Origin of the sequence: Sphingomonas sp. (genome assembly GCF_004799495.1) — a bacterium.
Taxonomy (GTDB): domain Bacteria; phylum Pseudomonadota; class Alphaproteobacteria; order Sphingomonadales; family Sphingomonadaceae; genus Sphingomonas.
On sequence record NZ_SSMY01000011.1, the window covers coordinates 270529 to 289903 of the forward strand.

At 66.5% G+C, this 19375-nt stretch carries 26 protein-coding genes; 14 read left to right on the forward strand and 12 right to left on the reverse strand.

Annotated elements, in window-relative coordinates:
* Positions 1–6 precede the first annotated feature (6 nt).
* From E7773_RS12650 to E7773_RS12670, 5 genes are all read left to right on the forward strand, one after another.
* Entirely contained in the window at positions 7–1350 is a 1344-nt protein-coding gene (locus E7773_RS12650; protein ID WP_293991830.1) for a M28 family peptidase, read from the forward strand.
* Between the two features lie 86 nt (positions 1351–1436).
* Entirely contained in the window at positions 1437–1589 is a 153-nt protein-coding gene (locus E7773_RS12655; RefSeq protein ID WP_293991833.1) for a hypothetical protein, read from the forward strand.
* Between the two features lie 70 nt (positions 1590–1659).
* On the forward strand, positions 1660–2772 hold the full coding sequence (locus E7773_RS12660; protein WP_293991835.1) for a zinc-binding dehydrogenase: 1113 nt from the start codon (positions 1660–1662) through the stop codon (positions 2770–2772).
* A 97-nt stretch (positions 2773–2869) separates the two neighbouring features.
* A complete protein-coding gene (locus E7773_RS12665; protein WP_293991837.1) occupies positions 2870–3001 on the forward strand; it encodes a hypothetical protein in 132 nt (43 codons plus the stop codon).
* A 69-nt stretch (positions 3002–3070) separates the two neighbouring features.
* Positions 3071–3739, forward strand: a complete 669-nt coding sequence (locus tag E7773_RS12670; RefSeq protein ID WP_293991839.1) for a glutathione S-transferase family protein — start codon at positions 3071–3073, stop codon at positions 3737–3739.
* Here the strand turns inward: E7773_RS12670 and E7773_RS12675 are convergent.
* A complete protein-coding gene (locus tag E7773_RS12675) occupies positions 3736–4185 on the reverse strand; it encodes a cupin domain-containing protein (RefSeq protein ID WP_293992304.1) in 450 nt (149 codons plus the stop codon). The genes E7773_RS12670 and E7773_RS12675 overlap by 4 nt on opposite strands.
* A gap of 34 nt (positions 4186–4219) precedes the next feature.
* Between E7773_RS12675 and dapE the strand changes: the two genes are divergently transcribed.
* Complete coding sequence (gene dapE, locus E7773_RS12680; RefSeq protein WP_293991842.1) at positions 4220–5332, forward strand: succinyl-diaminopimelate desuccinylase; 1113 nt, start codon at positions 4220–4222, stop codon at positions 5330–5332.
* On the opposite strand, the gene E7773_RS12685 is transcribed toward dapE, so the two are convergent.
* The 8 genes from E7773_RS12685 to E7773_RS12720 all read right to left on the reverse strand — a co-directional run bounded on the left by E7773_RS12685 (position 5325) and on the right by E7773_RS12720 (position 12370).
* Positions 5325–6704, reverse strand: coding sequence for a cytochrome P450 (locus tag E7773_RS12685; protein WP_293991844.1), 1380 nt, complete (start codon positions 6702–6704; stop codon positions 5325–5327). The two genes, dapE and E7773_RS12685, sit on opposite strands and share 8 nt — an antisense overlap.
* Positions 6701–8524 (reverse strand): glutamine--fructose-6-phosphate transaminase (isomerizing), encoded by a 1824-nt coding sequence (gene glmS / locus E7773_RS12690; protein WP_293991847.1) that lies wholly within the window; start codon positions 8522–8524, stop codon positions 6701–6703. The genes E7773_RS12685 and glmS overlap by 4 nt, the downstream gene beginning before the upstream one ends.
* 15 nt (positions 8525–8539) lie before the next feature.
* Positions 8540–8905: a type II toxin-antitoxin system VapC family toxin gene (locus E7773_RS12695; RefSeq protein ID WP_293991849.1), complete on the reverse strand. Its 366-nt coding sequence runs from the start codon at positions 8903–8905 to the stop codon at positions 8540–8542.
* Positions 8906–8908: 3 nt separating this feature from the next.
* Positions 8909–9139: a ribbon-helix-helix protein, CopG family gene (locus tag E7773_RS12700; protein ID WP_293991852.1), complete on the reverse strand. Its 231-nt coding sequence runs from the start codon at positions 9137–9139 to the stop codon at positions 8909–8911.
* Between the two features lie 53 nt (positions 9140–9192).
* Positions 9193–9618 carry a hypothetical protein gene (locus E7773_RS12705; protein ID WP_293991854.1) on the reverse strand — a complete coding sequence of 142 codons (426 nt, stop codon included), beginning with the start codon at positions 9616–9618 and terminating at the stop codon, positions 9193–9195.
* Complete coding sequence (gene glmU / locus E7773_RS12710) at positions 9615–10973, reverse strand: bifunctional UDP-N-acetylglucosamine diphosphorylase/glucosamine-1-phosphate N-acetyltransferase GlmU (protein WP_293991857.1); 1359 nt, start codon at positions 10971–10973, stop codon at positions 9615–9617. Before glmU ends, E7773_RS12705 begins: the two co-directional genes overlap by 4 nt.
* A 69-nt stretch (positions 10974–11042) precedes the next feature.
* Positions 11043–11447, reverse strand: coding sequence for a hypothetical protein (locus tag E7773_RS12715; protein ID WP_293991859.1), 405 nt, complete (start codon positions 11445–11447; stop codon positions 11043–11045).
* Positions 11448–11464: 17 nt separating this feature from the next.
* Positions 11465–12370, reverse strand: a complete 906-nt coding sequence (locus E7773_RS12720; RefSeq protein ID WP_293991862.1) for a hypothetical protein — start codon at positions 12368–12370, stop codon at positions 11465–11467.
* An 80-nt stretch (positions 12371–12450) separates the two neighbouring features.
* Here E7773_RS12720 and E7773_RS12725 point away from each other — a divergent pair, with 80 nt between their 5' ends.
* The 8 genes from E7773_RS12725 (at position 12451) to E7773_RS12760 (ending at position 18013) form a co-directional block, all read left to right on the forward strand.
* On the forward strand, positions 12451–13497 hold the full coding sequence (locus tag E7773_RS12725) for an ATP-binding protein (protein WP_293991865.1): 1047 nt from the start codon (positions 12451–12453) through the stop codon (positions 13495–13497).
* Between the two features lie 70 nt (positions 13498–13567).
* The gene (phoU, locus tag E7773_RS12730; protein ID WP_293991867.1) at positions 13568–14254 is read left to right on the forward strand and encodes a phosphate signaling complex protein PhoU; all 687 of its coding nucleotides are present in this window, start codon (positions 13568–13570) and stop codon (positions 14252–14254) included.
* On the forward strand, positions 14251–14943 hold the full coding sequence (phoB, locus tag E7773_RS12735) for a phosphate regulon transcriptional regulator PhoB (RefSeq protein ID WP_293991869.1): 693 nt from the start codon (positions 14251–14253) through the stop codon (positions 14941–14943). The genes phoU and phoB overlap by 4 nt, the downstream gene beginning before the upstream one ends.
* Before the next feature lie 99 nt (positions 14944–15042).
* Positions 15043–15297, forward strand: coding sequence for a hypothetical protein (locus E7773_RS12740; protein ID WP_293991872.1), 255 nt, complete (start codon positions 15043–15045; stop codon positions 15295–15297).
* 66 nt (positions 15298–15363) lie between these two features.
* Positions 15364–15621, forward strand: coding sequence for a hypothetical protein (locus E7773_RS12745; RefSeq protein WP_293991874.1), 258 nt, complete (start codon positions 15364–15366; stop codon positions 15619–15621).
* Positions 15622–15717: 96 nt separating this feature from the next.
* The gene (locus E7773_RS12750) at positions 15718–16617 is read left to right on the forward strand and encodes an SDR family NAD(P)-dependent oxidoreductase (RefSeq protein WP_293991877.1); all 900 of its coding nucleotides are present in this window, start codon (positions 15718–15720) and stop codon (positions 16615–16617) included.
* 69 nt (positions 16618–16686) lie between these two features.
* Positions 16687–16875: a hypothetical protein gene (locus tag E7773_RS12755; protein ID WP_293991879.1), complete on the forward strand. Its 189-nt coding sequence runs from the start codon at positions 16687–16689 to the stop codon at positions 16873–16875.
* 106 nt (positions 16876–16981) lie between these two features.
* Positions 16982–18013, forward strand: a complete 1032-nt coding sequence (locus E7773_RS12760; protein WP_293991881.1) for a hypothetical protein — start codon at positions 16982–16984, stop codon at positions 18011–18013.
* Between the two features lie 57 nt (positions 18014–18070).
* Here the strand turns inward: E7773_RS12760 and E7773_RS12765 are convergent, their stop codons facing one another.
* The 3 genes from E7773_RS12765 to epsC are packed head-to-tail and all read right to left on the reverse strand — an operon-like array spanning position 18071 to position 19276.
* Complete coding sequence (locus tag E7773_RS12765; RefSeq protein WP_293991884.1) at positions 18071–18235, reverse strand: hypothetical protein; 165 nt, start codon at positions 18233–18235, stop codon at positions 18071–18073.
* Positions 18232–18579, reverse strand: a complete 348-nt coding sequence (locus E7773_RS12770) for a DUF2794 domain-containing protein (RefSeq protein WP_293991886.1) — start codon at positions 18577–18579, stop codon at positions 18232–18234. Before E7773_RS12770 ends, E7773_RS12765 begins: the two co-directional genes overlap by 4 nt.
* A gap of 22 nt (positions 18580–18601) precedes the next feature.
* Positions 18602–19276, reverse strand: coding sequence for a serine O-acetyltransferase EpsC (gene epsC / locus E7773_RS12775; protein ID WP_293991888.1), 675 nt, complete (start codon positions 19274–19276; stop codon positions 18602–18604).
* Between the last annotated feature and the right edge of the window lie 99 nt (positions 19277–19375).

A 19375-nucleotide genomic window follows, 5' to 3' on the forward strand; every position in this document is an offset into this window, starting at 1 on the left:
TTCCGAATGAAGCGCATCCTTCTCGCGGCGACATTGGCGGCGCTGCCGCTGACGGCGGCAGCATCGCGCGATCGTGTGGCCGCGCCGATCAGCAGCGCCGACGTGCTCGCCGCCGAGCGCGCGCTGGCGGGTCCCGAGATGCGCGGGCGGGGCAGCGGAACCGCCGACGAAGCGCGCGCCGCCGACTGGGTCGCGGTGCAATTCAAGGCGGCGGGGCTCAAGCCCGCCCCGGGGATGGACGGCTATCTCGAGATCGCGCCGATCGTGCGCCGCACCGCTGCGGGCACGCCGACGCTCACGGTCGACGGCGTCGCCCTGCCGGGAGTCGGCGTCGTGACGACCGACGGCGGGATCGTCGAAGGCAAGACCGCGATCATCGACGGAACCGAGAGCGGCATCCCCGACGCCGCCGTGCTGGTCTATACCGGCGCGCCCGACCGCCTGTCGCAGGTGCGCCGCGCCGCGCGCGGCAAGGCCCGTCTGATCCTGACCGCCGAGAGCGACGCGATGCGCCGCTACCTCGCCGCGAGCGGCGGCAAGCCGCAGCTGCGCACGACGCTCGAGGGTGGCGGCGCTTGGTCGGGCGTGGCGCTGGCGACGCTGCCGGCCGACGCGCTGGCGCGGATCAAGCCCGGCAGCAGCGTATCGCTCGACGTGCCGTTCGCGTCCGAGAAGGGCGTCACGACCAACGCGATCGCCTATCTGCCCGGCACCGATCCCAAGGCGGGTGTCATCCTGCTCTCCGCGCATCTCGACCATCTCGGCGTGCGGCCCGACGGGACGGTGATGCCCGGCGCCAACGACGACGCATCGGGCACCGTCGCGGTAATCGAGCTCGCACGCGCCTTTGCGAAGATGAAGCCGGCCAAGCGCAGCATCCTGTTCGTCGCTTATGGCAGCGAGGAACTGGGCGGGCTCGGCTCGACCTGGTTCGGCCAGCATCCGCCGATCGCGCTCGACCGTATCGTCGCCAATATCGAGCTCGAGATGATCGGCGCGCAGGACGCCAAGCTGCCCAAGGGCGCGCTGATGGTGACCGGCGCCGAGCGGTCGACGCTGTTCGCGATGCTCAAGGCCAACGGCGCGCTGGTCGCGCCCGATCCGTACCCGGAGCAGCACTTCTTCGAGCGTTCCGACAATTACTCGCTCGCGCTCAAGGGAATCGTCGCGCACACGCTGTCGGGGTGGGTCGGGCCGACCTATCACCAGCCGACCGACACGGTGGAGAATCTCGATATCGCGTACATGACCGCAGCGATCAATTCGCTGGTCGCGCCGATCCGGACGTTGGCCGACGGCGATTTCACGCCGCAATGGACCGCGAACGGGCAACCCGTCGGGAGCCGGTAGGGCGCGCCGTCCCTCGCTCTTAATGCGTTGGTAACGCCGCAGCGCTATTCCTACCCTAGCGCAGAGGTGCGCGCGGGACACGTGGCATGCGGTTTTTCATTCTGTTCGGGCTGTTCGCCGCGGTGGTCGGGGACCTGATGTTCCTCGACGGTGAATATACGCGCGCGTTCGGCCATTACCTCGCGAGCTTCGGCGACGCGATCCGCAACAGCAGCGCCGATCTGTGGGGCGTCAACTAAGCCCGATTGCTCCCCATCGCCGACCCGGCTAGATCGGTTGCAACACGCAATCGATTTGGGGAGAGGCACGATGACGGTACCGGCCACGATGCGCGAGCTGCGATCGCTGATCGCCGACGGCAAGCTCGAACTGTCGCTGCAGGATGTCGCGGTCCCCACCCCCGGCCCGGGCGAAGTGCTCGTCCGGATCGAAGCCGCGCCGATCAACCCTTCCGACCAGCCGCTGTTGCTCGGTCCCGCCGACCTCTCGACCCTGGCGAGCAGCGGCGGCGTCACCACTGCGGCGATCCCCGAGGCGATGGCGGGCATGGTCGCCGCGCGTAACGGCGCGTCGCTCCCGGCCGGCAACGAAGGCGCGGGCGTCGTGGTCGCGGCGGGTGACGGTGCGGAGCATCTGATCGGCAAGACCGTCGGCGTGCTCGGCGGCGCGATGTATACGCAGTACCGCAAGGTGCCCGCAGCCTCCGTGCTGCCCTATGCCGACGGCGTGACCCCGGCGCAGGGCGCGTCCGCCTTCGTCAACCCGCTGACCGCGCTCGGCATGGTCGAGACGATGAAGCTGGAGGGTCACACCGCGCTCGTCCACACCGCCGCCGCGTCCAACCTCGGGCAAATGCTCAACAAGGTGTGCATCGCCGACGGCGTGACCCTCGTGAATATCGTCCGCAACGACGAGCAGGCGAAAATCCTGACCGATATCGGCGCGAAATATGTCGTCGACTCGTCCAAGTCCGATTTCCGCGCGCACCTGGCCGACGTGCTGTTCGAAACCGGCGCGACGATCGCGTTCGACGCGGTCGGCGGCGGACCGCTCGCCGGGCACATCCTCGGCGCGATGGAAGCGGCGCTGGTCAGGAAGACGCCGCCGACCGGCGGCTACGGCTCACCGGTGCACAAGCAGGTCTACATCTACGGCCGCCTCGACCTGTCGCCGACCACGCTCGCGCCCAACATGGGCTTCGCCTGGGGTGTCGGGGGGTTCCTGCTCACCCCGTTCCTGATGAAGATCGGGCAAGAGGGTGTGCAAAAACTGCGCCAGCGCGTCGCCGACGAAATCCTCACCACGTTCGCGAGCAGCTACACCTCCGAAATATCGCTCGCGCAGGCGATCGAGCCCGACACGATCCGCGGCTGGCAGCGCAAGGCGACGGGCGAGAAATACCTGATCAACCCGACGCTCTGAAGCCCTCGCCACTTTTACTGATCGCGATCAGCAATTTAGGTAGCGCGCGTTAACCAAATCTATGGCATGACCGTCCCTGCATTTCAGGGGACCAGCGATGGACGAGGATGCGAAGAAGCCCGCGGACAAACGCGGCGGCACGGACCGGCGGCAAGGCGAGGACCCGGATTTTCCCGGTCCGGAGCGCCGCGTCGGCGACCGCCGCAAGGACAAGCCCGCGCCGAAATAATTCGGCTGGCGCTGCGATCGACCGACGCGCCGGTTGCCCGCCGGCGTGATCGCCACTACGCCCGCGGTCATGCTCAAGCTCATCATCGGCAACAAGGCCTATTCGTCGTGGTCGCTGCGCGGCTGGCTCGCGGTCAAGCAGTCGGGGCTGCCGTTCGAGGAAGTCGTCGTCCCGCTGTACGACGACGATTGGGACAAGCGGCGCCAGGGCGACGAGTTCGCGCCGTCGTCGGGCAAGGTGCCGATCCTGTGGGACGGCGACGTGGTGGTGTGGGATAGCCTCGCGATCGTCGATTTCCTCAACGACAAAACCGGCAACACCAAGTTCTGGCCGACCGACGACGCCGCGCGCGCGATGGCGCGGTCGATGGCGGCGGAGATGCACTCGGGCTTCCAGAATCTGCGCGCCAAGCACACGATGAACATCCGTCAGGTCTATCCGGCGCAACGCCCCGACGACGACGTGCTCGAGGAACTGTCGCGGCTGATGGAAATCTGGGCGCAGGCGCGCGCGCGGTTCGGCGGCGATGGGGCTTTCCTGTTCGGCGATTTCGGCGCGGCCGACATCATGTTCGCGCCGGTGTGCACGCGGATCGTGACATACCAGCTCCCCGTCGCGCGCTTCGCCGTGCCGTACGTCGAGGCAGTGCTCAACCACTCGTTCATGCAGGACTGGATCGCTGCCGCGCAGGAAGAGGAATGGGTGATCGAGAAGTTCGAGCAACCCGAGGCCGCCTAAAACCGGCTGCCGTCCTTGCGGCGTTGCTCGCCGACCCCGGCGTAGAGGTGCATGTCGATGTCGGGATAGTGGCAGTCGCTGACTCCCGTCCCGCCGATCGCAACGAACACGCAATCCGTGTCCGACCGGTTTTGGAGCACGTGGCCGTTTCCGTCTCCCTTCGGGAACGCCGCGATGTCGCCCGCGCGCATGACGTGCTCGCCATCGTTATCGACCAGCACCCCCTCGCCCGCGATCATGATCACCGCTTCGTCCTCACCCTCGTGCCAGTGGCGTTGCGCCGACCAGGCGCCGGGCTTGAGCGTGACATGGCTGAACCCGAAATCGCCAATCCCCCCGGCGGGGGCCAATCGGCGGTACCAGCGCTCCTTCACCACCCCGGCATGTTCGGGCGGATAGCCGGTCTTGTTGGTCTGCGGGATTGTATCGAGATCGAGCTTGGGCAATGCGTCCCCCATTGCGGTTTGCCAGGAGCGCATCTTGCCCCAAGTCGTCGATCTGACCAAGGCGTTGATCGCTGCCGAAAGCGTCACACCGGCGCGGGGTGCGGTGTTCGACGTGCTCGCGCAGACGCTGAGCGTGATTGGGTTCGAGATCGACCGCTTTGTGGTGGGCGAGGAGCCTGACGGCCCGGTCGAGAACATGATTGCACTGCGCCGAGGGACGGGACCGCACCTGGCGTTCGCGGGGCACCTCGACGTAGTGCCGCCCGGTGACGGCTGGAGCAGCGGCGCGTTCGCGCCCGAAGTACGCGGCGACCTGCTCCACGGGCGCGGTGCGGTCGACATGAAGGGCGCGATCGCGGCGTTTGCCGCGGCGGCGGCGCGCGTGGAGGGGCCGACGCTCAGCCTGCTCATCACCGGCGACGAGGAAGGCCCCGCGACCTACGGCACGCGCGCGATCATCGACCGCATGACCGAGCGTGGGCTCAAGCCCGATTTCTGTCTGGTCGGCGAACCGACGTCCGACCAGCGGCTCGGCGACACCATAAAAATCGGCCGGCGCGGGTCGGTCAACATCTGGATCGACGTGCCGGGCAAGCAGGGCCACGTCGCCTACCCGCACCTCGCCGACAATCCGATTCCCAAATTGGTCGCGGCGCTGGCGGCGATCGATGCCATCGCACTCGATCAGGGCAACGGCTGGTTCCAGCCGTCGAACATCGAAGTGACCGACGTGACGGTGGGCAATCCCGCGACCAACGTCATCCCCGCCAAGGCGTCGGCGCGGCTGTCGATCCGCTTCAACGACGAGCAGCGCGGCGAGGATCTGGTCGCACTGATCGAGCGCACCGTCGCGCTCCACGCCCCCGAGGCGACGGTGATCGCGCGCATTTCGGGCGAGGCGTTCCTGACGGAGCCGGGGCCGTTATCGGATCTGGTGTCGGACGCGATCGACGCGGTCACCGGGGTGGCTGCCGCCTTTTCGACCACCGGTGGGACCAGCGACGCGCGGTTCCTGTCGCAACTGTGCCCGACGGTCGAGTTCGGGCTGGTCAACGCGACGATGCACAAGACCGACGAAGCCGTGGCGCTCGCCGACCTCGAAACGCTGACCGATATCTACGCCGAAATCATCGCGCGGGTCAGCTGAGCGGCACGAACCGCACCGGCAGCCCGTCCTTCGGTCGCGGGATCGGGAAGAATTGCCACGCCGCGCCGCTGCTCGGGTCGGCCTCGATCCGGTAGCGCGACAGCAAATTCGCCATCAGCAGCTTCATCTGCATCGTCGCGAAATGCAGCCCGATGCACATGTGCGCGCCACCGCCGAACGGCACCCAGGCGAAACGGTGGCGGCCCCTCGACGCCTCGGGCGTGAAGCGCAGCGGGTCGAACCGCGTGGGCTCGGGCCAGATATCGGGCATGTTGTGCGTCCAGGTGATCCCGATCCCGACCTGCGTGCCGGCGGGAATCCGATATCCGCCGAATTCGAAATCGCGAAGCGCGCGGCGCGGCAACGACGGCACCGGCGGCATCAGCCGCAACGCTTCCTTGAAGGCGTATTCGGTCAGGACCAGGCGATCGAGTTGTTCGGCGAACGGAACCTGCGAATCGAGCGTCGCGATCTCCGCGCGCAATTTCTCCTGCCAATCGGGATTGCGCGCGAGCAGCATCACCAATGTCGTCGCCGACGACGTGATCGTGTCGTGCGCCGCCATCATCAGGAAGTTCATGTGATCGGCGATCGCCGCGGCGGAGAGCGGCTGGCCGTCGTCATCGGTCGCGCGGCAGAATTGCGAGAAGAAATCCTCGCCGTTGCCGCCCTTGGCACCGTGCCGACGGTCGGGGATTTCGCGCTCGAACCAGTCGATCAAATAGGCGCGCGCCCGGACGCCTTTGCGCATCATCGTCCCGGGCAAAGGCACGCGGATCGGCGCGATACTGGCCTGCACCTCGTCGACGAATGCCTGGTTGATCCGGCTGGCCTCGGCGCCGAGCTCGACGCCGAGAAAGCTCGTCGCGGCGAGATCGAGCGTGAGCTTTTTGATCGCGTCGTAGAACCGCATCTGGCGCCCGCCCCAGCTCGCCACCTGCGCGGCGATACCGGCGTCGAGTTGCGTCGCGTAATGCCGCATCGGTTCGGGCTTGAACGCCACCGACATCACCTTGCGGTCGGCGCGGTGATGATCGAAATCCATCAGCATTAGCCCGCGCGGGAACAGCAGGTTGAGCAGCGGCCCCCAGCCCTGTTCGGACGAAAAGAGCTTGTCGCGGTCGAACAGAACCAGTTCGTTGGCCTCGGGCCCGAGCAAGGCGATATTGGTCTCGCCGAACGAGCGGTTGCGATAGACCGGCCCGAACCGCTCGACCATCCGCGTGCCGAACCGCACGGGGTCGCGCAGCATGCGCAGCGTGTTGCCGACGATGGGCAGGCCGTTGTCGCCCGGAATATGCGCGAGCGCATCCTTGGGCGCGCGTGGTAGCCAGTGCGGGTTGGCCTTGAACGTGTGCGCGAGCGCGGTCACTCGACCGTCACGCTCTTCGCTAAGTTACGCGGCTGGTCGACATCGGTCCCCTTCGCCACCGCGACATGATAGGCGAGCAATTGCACCGGCACGGCATAGACCAACGGCGCGATCAGCGGGTGGACTTTCGGCATCTCGATCGTTGCGAGGCAATTTTCGCCGGCTTCGGCCAGCCCCTCGGCGTCGGAGATCAGCACGATCTTGCCGCCACGCGCCTGCGTCTCCTGCATGTTGCTGACGGTCTTTTCGAACAGCGGTCCCGACGGCGCGATGACGATCACCGGCACATTCTCGTCGATCAGCGCGATCGGCCCGTGTTTCATCTCGCCAGCCGCATACCCTTCGGCATGGATATAGCTGATTTCCTTGAGCTTCAGCGCGCCTTCGAGTGCGAGCGGATAATCCGGTCCGCGCCCGAGATAGAGCACGTCGCGCGCCGGGGCGATCAGCGGCGCCATCGCGGCGATTTCCTCGTCATGGTCGAGCGCGGCGTTGAGCGCGGCGGGTGCCTCGACCAGGTGATGCACCACCTCGATCTCTTCCTCGCGAGTCATTTTGCCTTTCACTACCGCCAAATGCGCGGCGAGTGCGGCGAGCACCGCAAGCTGGCATGAAAACGCCTTGGTCGAGGCGACGCCGATCTCCGGCCCGGCATGCGTCGGGAGCAGCAGGTCGGCCTCGCGCGCCATCGTGCTGGTCGGCACGTTGACCACCACGGCGATCTTCTGTCCCGCTTTCTTGGCGTGGCGCAGCGCCGCGAGTGTGTCCGCGGTCTCGCCCGACTGGCTGATGAACAGGGCCAGCCCGCCCTCTTCGAGCACCGGGTCGCGGTAGCGGAACTCGGATGCGACATCGATGTCGACCGGCATCCGCGCGAACGTCTCGAGCCAATATTTGGCGACCATTCCGGCGTAGAAACTGGTGCCGCACGCGACGATCGTGATGCGCTTGACCGCCGACAAGTCGAAGTCCATCTGCGGCAGCGCGACGGTCTGCTCGACCCCGCGCAGATACGAGCGCAGTGTTTGGGCGACCACGATCGGCTGCTCGAATATCTCCTTCTGCATGAAGTGGCGGTAATTGCCCTTTTCGATCATCGCACCGGTCGCGCCCGACAGCACGATCTCGCGCTCGACGACGTTGTTCTCCGCGTCGAAAATCTGCGCACCGTCGCGAGTGATGACCACCCAATCGCCCTCGTCGAGATAGGCGATCCGCTGGGTCAGCCCGGCCAGCGCCAGCGCGTCCGAGCCGAGATAGGTCTCGCCGTCGCCATATCCCACCACCAGCGGCGACCCGAGCCGCGCGCCGATCAGCAAGTCATCATGCTGGCGGAACGCGATCGCCAGCGCGAAGGCGCCGCGCAGTTCGGGGAGTACCGCCTTCACCGCGTCGGCGGGCGATGCGCCGGCCTCGACGCGCTCGCTGACCAGGTGGGCCACGACCTCGGTATCGGTTTCGCTCTCGAACACCCGCCCGCGCCTCTGGAGTGCTTCGCGCAACGGCTTGAAATTCTCGATGATGCCGTTGTGGACCAGCGCCACCTCGCCGGTCGCGTGCGGGTGTGCGTTCGAGGTAGTCGGCGCGCCATGCGTCGCCCAGCGTGTATGCGCGATCCCTGTATGCCCGGGTGCCGGATCGGCGGCGAGCACCGCGACCAGATTGGCCAGCTTCCCCTCGGCGCGGCGGCGGATAAGCCGGCCGTCCTGCACGGTGCACACGCCGGCGGAATCATAGCCGCGATACTCCATCCGCCGCAGTCCCTCGACCAACCGGTCCGCGACCTGATCCTTGCCGACAATTCCGATGATTCCGCACATGGTTAGGACGCTTTCTTACAAAGTGTAGGGAACGCGGATGCCCGGCATCGCTGCGGGGAAATCCTTGGTGTTTCGAGTAACGAGGATCGCGCCGTTGACCTGAGCGGTCGCGAGAATGAAGGCGTCGAACAACTTCATCTTGGTGCGATGACGGATATCGGCGGCCGCCTGGGCAATCCGCTGGTCGATCTCAACGACTTCGAATGCGTGAAGCAGCGATTGTACTTCCCGCCGACTCTCGGGCGGCTCGCCGGCCAGCAACTCGGTCCAGACGATCCGGCTGATACGATGCTTGCGGTATCGTCCCAGTTCACTGATCGCCTGTGGCCGGTCGAACAGCCAGTCGATCAATATATTGGTATCGAAGAACGGGTCGGCCACGGCTCAGGCGGGGTCGCGGTCTTCGCGCATCGCGCTCTGATACTCGACGGCGTCGCCGATGTCCCGCCGATGCTTCCAATACCCCGCACCGCGTGCGATCCAGTCCTTGCTGGCTTCCGCGCGATAGCTCGACACCGCTTCCCGCAAGACGGCCGCGCGCGACTTGCCTTCTTGGCTCGCCCTTTGGTCGAGCCATTCGATATCGTCGTCGGGAATATCTACCAGTGTCCGCATGATATCGCGATATCATATCGCGATATCATGTCAACTGCCATCGCCCATTCGCGTCAGCCGAGCACCTCGATCTGGTCGATCGTATCGACGTCGATCCGTGTCTGGAAATATTGCGTGCCGTCGCGCTTGGTAATCGGCACGCGGCGCGCGACACCCTTGATCCGAACGCGTTTGCCCTTGAGCAGATCCTGCGGAAAGCCGCCCAGCTTCGCATGGAGCTTGTTCACGACGTCGGCGTGGAGTTCGGCGGACAAATTGGCCGCGTCGTGATAATCGGCCGCCGAATTGAGATAGGCGTTGAAGCCCGATGCACCGGTCGATCCGACGGTGAATTCGAACACGCCGCTCACTTCGTGCGAGTTCGCCGCCGAAGCGGCTGCGATCGCCTGATCGGGCGTCATCGGCGCGGTACCCTGTCCAAATGCCGGCATGGCGATCGACAGCGCCGCCGCCAGGACCATATTTATCGCTCTACTCACTGACTCTTCTCCGCCTTCTTCGCGCTCATCATATCGCGGAATCGTTTCGCCCAGCCCGGCTTTGTCTCCTGCGGCGGTCGGACCAGCCGCAATGCATCCGCTTCCACATCCTGCGTTACGGTCGATCCCGCACCGACGATGGCACCGGCACCTATCGTCACCGGGGCGACCAGTGCCGAGTTGGAACCGACGAACGCCCCCGCGCCGATCACGGTCTTGTACTTGAAGAAGCCGTCGTAATTGCAGGTGATCGTTCCCGCGCCGATGTTCGCGCCTGCGCCCACCTCGGCGTCGCCGATATAGGACAAATGGTTAGCCTTGGCGCCCTTGCCCAGCGTAGCCTTCTTAACTTCGACGAAATTGCCCACCTTCGACTTCTCGCCGAGCACCGCGCCGGGCCGCAGCCGCGCATAGGGGCCCACCTCCGCGCCCTCTCCCACGCTCGCGCCCTCGATATGAGAATTGGCGCGGATCGTCGCGCGGTCGGCGATCGTAACGCCAGGACCGAAGAACGTATTCGGCTCGATCAGCACGTCGCGGCCGATCTTCGTGTCCCATGCGAACCACACCGTATCCGGCGCGATCAGGCTCGCGCCCGCGGCCATCGCCGCCTCGCGCCGCGCGGCCTGCCAGCGGCTCTCGGCATAGGCAAGCTCGGCGCGGCTGTTGATCCCGATCACTTCGTCGGGGTCGGTCTCGACCACTACCGCGCGGTCGCCGTCGGCCAGCGTGAGCGTGATCACGTCGGGCAGGTAATATTCGGCCGCCGCATTGTCGTTACCGACACGTTCGAGCAGCGGCCATAGATCGGTCGAGCGCACCGCGGTGACCCCGGCGTTGCACAAGGTGATGGCGCGCTCGTCGTCGCTCGCGTCCTTGAACTCGACGACCTTGGCGATCGACCCGTCGCGGTCGGCGATGATCCGGCCATAGGCTTTGGGATCGTTCGGCCGGAAGCCGAGCACCGCGACGCGCGCCGCCTCGTCGCCACTCACATGCTCGACCAATCTAGCGATCGTCGCGGGCTTGAGGAACGGCACGTCGCCGAAACACACGATCGCTATCCCGTCGAACCCGGCAAGGGCATTCTTCGCCATCAACGCGGCGTGCGCGGTGCCGAGCTGTTCGTCCTGCGGCGCGATCCTGACGCCGAGCGGCACGACAGCCGCCTCCACCTGTTCGCGCCGCGCGCCGACCACGACGACCTTTTCCGCCGCGCCGACGGCGTCGAACGCGTCGATCAAATGAAGCAGCATCGGCCGCCCGGCGATCGGGTGGAGCACCTTGTGCAGGTCGGATTTCATCCGCGTGCCCATGCCAGCGGCAAGGATGATCGCGGCGATCGGATCGGTCATCGGTTCAGCATCTCCGTCGGCGCGCCCTGCCACGAAGACCTTGCCATTGCCATAGCGATGGCGGGCGGATCAATTGAGGATCAGCGCCTGCGAATTGATGTTGTAGCCTGCCAACACCGCCTTTCCGCCATCGATACGATATACGAACGTCTCGGTGGCTGGTCCCTTGGCGAAGGTCGTTTGGTAATTGAGCGTCAGGAAATGCCCGCCGGGATTGACCGCATCGTTGAATCCGACCTGCTGACTGGCCCCGCTAGCGCCGAGCTTGCGGTGCACGGCATCGAGCAGCTGGATAAATTGGCCCGGCGTTGTCTTCATCTCGGGACCGGCCGCTGCCTCGATCGCGGCAGATTGCCCCGCATCGAGTTGCTTGTGGAACGCCGCGACGGCATCGCCGCCGGCCTTCACGTCCGCGCCCATCGAACAGCCGCCGAGCACTAGCCCCGCCGCGATCGCGATCGACAACCGTTTCATTCTACGCTCTCCTTACCCTAGCGCCGCCCAGACCGCCGCCGCGCGATTTCCTCGTCGTCGGCGCGTGCGAGCATCAGGCGGTCGACTCGATCGATCGAGTCGGACACATCGTCCTTCTTGCGCGGATTGGCCTCGTGCGCCGCGCGATAGCGGGTCAGCGCATCAGGATACGCCCCGGCAGCCTCCGCACAGACCGCCAGGTTGTAGAGCACCGACGCGTTGTTGGGCATTTGCCCGTCGAGCGCCGCCCATTGCTGACACGCGCCGCGCGCGTCGCTCTTCGACAGCTTCACGATGGCCTTGAACTGATTGCCCAGATCCTTCGGCATACCGTCGCGGTCCTCGCGGAACCGCACGCTGTAGTTTTGGACCGACGGGCGCACGTCGGCGCGGATGCGGCTGGCGATGTCGCGGATCTGCGCCGACACCATCTGCTCGACCGCGATCGACGGCGAACCGCCCTCGCACCAGCTGGTCTCGCTACGCCCCGACTTGTTGTCCGAATAGACCGACAGCCGCGTGTCGGTGCGGATCAGCCGCACGCTGACCGTCACGACCACGACGCGGCGCGTGCACGGCACCGGCACTTGCGCGCGCTTGGTGCACTCCTTGCTGCGGTCGCCGTCCTTCCATTCGACGCAGCGCTCGACGCTGCCCTTGTAGGGATTCTCCTCCACCCCTGTGGTGACGCCGCCGGTCAGAACACCGTCAGGCTGCCCGCCGGGCACGCCGATCGCCTGTTCGAGCAATGTCTCAACCTGCCGGCCGTCGCGGCCGTCGAAGCGGTCGACCGCGACGAACTCGAGCCGCCCCGCTTCGCGCACGCCCGCGGGAAACTTGCCGCGCATCTGCGCGCTTTCGGCGTGCGCGATGCCCACGACCACGACAGCCGCCAACGCCAGTCCGCCCCAATATCCCCGCATGTCGATCTCCCCCGAGTCGCGCGCAGCTATACATCATCGGCGGCTGGCACCGCACGCCGCGCTGCGATAGGGCGGCGGCGATGGACGCCGCCCCGCCCGCCGCTACCGCGCCTCACCTCGACAGCGTGCTCGAAGGCATTGTCGAGCCGGTGCTGGTGCTGGCCGACGGGCAGGTCGAGGCGGCCAACACCGCGGCGCGCGAGCTGCTCGGCAACCATATCGTCGGGCAGGACGTGCGCCTCGCGATCCGCCACCCCGCCGCCGCCGAGCGGCTGACCGCGCCGCCGGGCACGGGGGCTGCGGGGCCGATCAACCTGGTCGGGCTGGGCACGCTCGACCAGCGCTGGGAATTGCGCGTCACCGACACCCCCGACAGGCGCCGGGTGGTTCATCTGATCGACCAGACCGGGAGCTATGCCGCGGAGCGCATGCGGGTCGATTTCGTGGCCAATGCCAGCCACGAACTGCGCACGCCGCTCGCGTCGATCCTCGGGTTCGCCGAGACGCTGAGCGAGAACGACGGCGCCGACCCGACGATGCGCGCACGGTTCCTGAAAGTGATGGTCGACGAGGCGCGGCGGATGCAGCGGCTGGTCGAGGATCTGATCTCACTGAGCCGGATCGAGGCCGAGAAGTACCGCCTGCCCGACGCCTCGATCGATCTCGGCGCGTTGCTCAACGAAGTCGTCGTAGAACTGACCGACACGCACGACCCGCGCGCCGCCGATATCGCGGTCGAACTGGCGGGCGACGTGCCGCCCGTCGCGGGCGACCGAATCCAGCTGAGCCAGGCGCTGCACAATCTGATCGGCAACGCGATGAAATACGGCCGCGCGGGCACCCCCGTCGCGGTCAAGCTGTGGCGTTACCCCAACGGCATGGTCCGCCTGTCGGTCGGCGATGAGGGCGACGGCATCGCGCCCGAGCATATCCCGCGCCTGACCGAACGCTTCTATCGCGTCGATTCGGGGCGCAGCCGGGCGGTCGGCGGCACCGGGCTTGGCCTTGCGATCGTCAAGCATGTCGTCGAGCGGCACCGCGGGCGGCTCGACATCGCCAGCCAGGTCGGGCGCGGCACCGTCGTCACGATCCTGCTCCCCGCCGAACAGGGTGTCATCAAAGGGTAACGCGCGCGTCACACAGGCGGGTGGCGGGCACCGATGATTCTTCGCGCCCGATCGTTGGAGAAATTCGACCGTGGCCACCGATTTCGCCGCTCACGCCTTCGACCGCGATATCGGGCGGCTGCGCGGCATGCTGAGCCAGATGGGCGGCCTCGCCGAACAAGCGATCCACGATGCGATCAACGCGCTGCAACGCGCCGACACCGCGCTGGCCACGCAAATCCGCGAAAGCGACAAGAGCATCGATGTGCTCCAGGCCGAGGTCGAGGCGCTCGCGGTCAGTATCATCGCCGGGCGCAAGCTGGTCGACGGCGACCTCCGCGACGTGGTCGCCGCGCTCAAGATCGCAGGCGTGATCGAACGGATCGGGGATTACGCCAAGAACATCGCCAAGCGCGTACCGCTGATCGACGGCGAGGAGCGGATCGAGCCGATCTCGGTCATCCCGGCGATGGCGCGAATCGCGGCGGAAATGGTCCACGACGTGCTCGACGCCTTCGCCGCGCGCGATGCGCAGGGCGCGGTGCTGGTGTGCGAGCGCGACCGGCTGCTCGACGATTTCTACGACGGCATCTTTCGCATGCTGGTGACCTACATGGTCGAAAATCCCAAGACGATTGGTCAGGTCGCGCACTTGCTGTTCGTCGCCAAGAATCTGGAGCGGATCGGCGATCATGCGACCAATGTCGCCGAAATGGTCTATTTCGCCGCAACGGGCGAACAGATGCCCGAACGCGTCAAGACGGGGGGAGCCGCATGAGCCGCGTGAAGATGCTGCTGGTCGAGGACGACGCCTCGCTCGCCGAACTGCTCGCCTATCACTTCAAGCGCGAGGATTTCGACGTCAAGCATACCCCCGACGGCGAAGAGGCGTTGCTGCTCGCCAAGGAAGCGGCGCCCGATATCGTCCTGCTCGACTGGATGGTCGAGGGACTGTCCGGGATCGAGGTGTGCCGGCGCCTCAGGCGGATGCCCGAGACCGCGAATATCCCGATCATCATGCTGACTGCGCGCGGCGAGGAAGAGGATCGCGTGCGCGGTCTGGAAACCGGCGCTGACGACTACGTGACCAAGCCGTTTTCGCCGCGCGAGCTGGTCGCGCGCGTCGGCGCGGTGCTGCGCCGCGTGCGTCCGGCGCTGGCGGGCGAAGCGCTTACCTATGCCGATATCGAGATGGACACGGTCGGCCATAAGGTTCGGCGCAGCGGCGAGGTGATCCCGCTCGGCCCCACCGAGTTCCGCCTGCTCAAGCATTTCCTCGAACATCCCGGCTGGGTGTTCAGCCGCGAACGCCTGCTCGACGCGGTGTGGGGGCACGACAGCGATATCGAGAGTCGGACGGTCGACGTGCACATCCGACGGCTGCGCAAGGCGATCAACAAGGGTGACCGCCCCGACCTGATCCGCACCGTAAGATCGGCGGGATATTCCCTCGACACAGGCGTTTAGCACGACAAGTTGAATCGCCTCCGAAACGAGGGAGCCATTTCGGGGTTACCGCGTTTTGCCTCCTGTCACGCGCTGCGTGATCGAACTCAGGAGAGTCGCATGAAACTGTTAGTCGCCGCGGCGCTTGCCGCATTTGCGATGCCCGCCATCGCCCAGGATATGCCGCAGACCGCGCCGCCGCCCGCTCCGGTCGTCGTGGCCCCGCCGGTCACCCTGCCATCGCCGAACATGCCGCCGGCAACCACCGACGGCAATTACCCGATGTGCACCAGGACCATCGTCGATCATTGCACCGAGCGCTCGAATGCGCGCGGCGAGCGGCTGCACTCGACCCCGCGCCCCCCGGGCCAATAAGTCGACCGCTGGCGGCGCGGGGCACGACGCCTCGCGCCGTGCGGTCTCAAAAATCGGGAGACGGCCATGAAATTGTGCCTCGCCTTGCTGTGCGCGGCGATCGCCATGCCGGGATATGCGCAAACCACGCCCGCGCCGACCGACCCGGTCGGCGGCTATCAGCCGGCCAATCCACCCGTGCCGCGCCCGCCCGGCGTGCCCATCGTCTTTGTCCAGGCTCCGCCACCCGAGGTGGCCTATCCCCCGCCCGCACCGCTGCCCGACTATCCGTTCTGCAAGCCCGGCCAATTCGACAAGTGCAAGCAGCGCCACGACCCCAAATAACCATCACAATGTTTTTCGTGGTTCCGGTATGGCCGGACTTGCGCGGCCTGCGCATTCGCCTAGGAAGCGCTCCAGATCATTTCAGGGAGCGACCAGATGACCATCCGTTTCGATGACAAGGTGGCGATCGTCACCGGGGCCGGTGGCGGTCTGGGCCGCGAGTACGCGCTGGCGCTGGCAGCACGCGGGGCGAAGGTGGTGGTCAACGATCTGGGCGGCGCGCGCGACGGCACTGGCCATTCCGACGCCGCGCTCAAGGTCGTCGAGGAGATCGAAGCCGCAGGCGGCACGGCGATGTCGAACGGCGGCAGCGTCACCGAATACGAACAGATGGTCGAGATGGTCGCCAAGGCGAAGGAAGCCTGGGGCGGCGTCCACATCCTGATCAACAACGCCGGCGTCCTGCGCGACAAGAGTTTCGCGAAGATGGAGCCGGCCGATTTCCGCTTCGTCGTCGACGTGCACCTCAACGGATCGGCCAATTGCACCAAGGCGGTGTGGGAGATCATGCGCGAACAGGCGTATGGCCGCATTCTGATGACGGCGTCGTCGACCGGGCTGTTCGGCAATTTCGGACAGGCCAATTACGGCGCCGCCAAGCTCGGGCTCGCGGGGCTGACCAAGACGCTCTACCTCGAGGGCGCCAAGTACAACATCCGCGTCAACACGATCGCACCGACCGCGGGCACGCGGATGACCGAGGACCTGTTCCCGGCGGAAGCGTTCAAGGCCTTCTCCCCCGACAAGGTCGCGCCTGCCGCGCTCTATCTGGTCAGCGAGGATGCACCGTCCAACGCGATCGTCGGCGCGGGCGCTGGCGTATTCCAGGCGGCCTATGTCACGCTGACCCCGGGCAAGCTACTGACCGGCGACGAGCTGTCGCCCGAAGGCGTCGCGGCGCACTGGGCGGAGATCACCGACCGCACCGGCGAGATCGTTCCGGCGTCGGGCAGCGAGCAGTCGATGTCGATCATGAAGACGCTGACGGCGGGCTAATCCGGCCAGCCGGCGGAACTCGCGTTCGGCATGATGGTTACACTTCCGCAAGGAGTAAGGAGGATTATCATGGCCGACGACGGAAAGACGACGATTGTCGAGACGGGGAATGGCGGCGGTGGCGGCGGCGCGATCGCCCTCCTCGCGATCGCGATCATCGCCATCGCGGTAGTGCTGTTCCTGGTGTTCGGCCAGGGGTTGCTGAGCAACAGCAAGACGGTCGACGCGAACGTCAAGATCGACACGCCTGCGAAGTAACACCGGCCCCCGGGTCGGCGCCATGCGCGCCGGGCCGGGCCCACTTGGTGTATTGCTACACTAACTCACCTATGCTATGGCGATCCTCCGAGAGGAGAGAATTGCCATGTATAGTGAAAGCGATCTGGAGGGCGCGGTGGCGGCGGGGGTGATGCCCCTGACCACCGCCGACGCTTTCCGCCAGCACGTTGCCACCACGCGCTCGACGCCCGCGGTGGACGAGGAAAGTTTCCGGCTGCTGACCGGGTTCAACGACATTTTCGTCGGTATAGCGATCGCGCTGCTGCTCGCCGCGCTGGCGCAGCTGGGCGATTGGGTCGATCACGCGCTGGCGGGGGCGGCGGTCGCCGCCGCGGCGTGGACGCTGGCCGAATATTTCACGCGCCGGCGCCATATGGCGCTCCCCAGCATCATCTTGTTGCTCGCTTTCGTCGGCGGCGTTGCGGCGACGATGATCGGCGCGCTGGTCGACCTCGACCCCGACTGGAGCGACCGCACCAACGCGCTGGTCGGATCGGGCATCGCGCTGGTGACGGTCGGCGCGACGTGGCTGCACTGGAAACGCTTCATGGTGCCGATCACCGTCGCGGTCGGCGCGGCCGCGCTGGTCGCGATGGCGATGGGCATCTTCTTCGCGATCACGCATGCCAGCGAGCAGGCGATCTATCCGCTCGTGCTGATTGGCGGCCTCGCCACCTTCGCGCTCGCGATGTGGTGGGACGGCACCGACCTCAGGCGCCAGACACGGCGCAGCGACGTGGCGTTCTGGCTCCACCTCGCCGCCGCGCCGATGATCGCGCACCCGGTGTTCCACCTGCTCGGCGTGTTCGAGGGCGATATCGGCGTGGCCCAGGCCGTTATCGTGATGGCGCTGTACGTGGTGTTCGCGATCATCGCGCTGGCGATCGACCGCCGCGCACTGCTCGTGTCGAGCCTGGCCTACGTGCTCTACGCGCTGTCGACCTTGTTCCATCAGGCCGGCGCGGTCGAGCTGTCGATGGCGTTCACAGCGCTGGTGATCGGATCGGCACTGCTGTCGCTGTCGGCGTTCTGGCAGCCGATGCGCCGTTCGGTGATCGGGATGCTGGGCGGGTTGGGCGACCGCTTGCCGCCGGTGCAGTTGGCGCACGCCGCCTGACCGAAAAGACCTGAACGACTTGGCCCGGCGGTCGGCGCGACCGCCGGGTCTTTTGTGTCAGCCGCGCACGTGCACAACGATCAGCCAGATGGTCAACACGATCACGATCCAGGGCAGCAAGAATACCGCCACACCAGCGGCGCGACCAAATCGTTCGGCGACCCACTCGACGGCCAACGCCCAGCCCTCGAACATTGCTTCGAAGACAGCCTCGAGGATCATTCCTCGATCAGCTTCATCAGCCGCCGTTCGACCGGCGCGAGGACCGGGCCGAGCTCGTGCCCACGCTTGAGCACCATCCCCTGTTCGTTGACCAGCGCCCACATACCCTGCCTGTTGCGCAAGTCGGGGCGCTTCTCGATGCGGATTTCGGGGCGCTCGGTCGCGCGGCGAAACGCGGCGAAGATGGCGGCGTCGCGGCTGAACTCGATCGCGTAATCGCGCCAGTGCCCGGCGGCGACCATCCGGCCGTAGAGGTCGAGGATGCGCGTCAGTTCGACGCGTTCGAACCCGATCTGGCTCGGCTGGCGGCCTGTGGGGAGCGGGAATGGCGTGACGGTGCCCATCTACGCCCCCGCCGGGAGGCCATTACGCACGGTCGCGCAAATCCTCTTGCTCGGCGAGCAGCGCGTCAAGCCGCTTCCTCAACGTCTCGATTTCGCACCGCATCAGTTCGAGCTTCTGCGTCTGTGGGTCGAACTGCTCGCTGCACGGCGTGCCATAGGCGAGGAACGGCTTCTCGCCCTTCCCTTCGACCATCGTCGCGCGCGCCGGGATGCCGACCATCACCGCACCCTCGGGCACGTCCTTGGTAACGACCGCATTGGCGCCGATCCGTGCGCCGGCCGCAACGGTGATCGGCCCGAGCACCTGCGCGCCCGACCCGATGATGACATTGTCGGCGATGGTCGGATGCCGCTTGCCCGCGACGCCGTCGGCGGGGTTGGTCCCCCCCAGCGTCACGCACTGGTAGATCGTGACGTTGTCGCCGATCACCGCGGTCTCGCCGATCACCGTGAAGCCATGATCGATGAACAGGTTCCTCCCGATCACCGCCCCCGGATGGATATCGATCGCGGTGAAGAAACGCGCGATGTGGTTGACCCAGCGCGCGAGGAAGAACAGTCGCGCGCGGTAGAGCGTATGGGCCACGCGGTGATAGGCGAGCGCCCACACGCCCGGGTAGAGCAGGATTTCCATGCGCGACCGCGGCGCGGGATCGCGCGCGCGGATCGAATCGAGATATGCCCTGAGGCCGGCCATTGGCGATGTCCCCTACGCCTTGAACGACACATCTAGGCGTTTGGCCCAGCAATTTCCAGCAGCGGCCCGTCTCGCCTTGGAACGGGCAAAATCCATCTT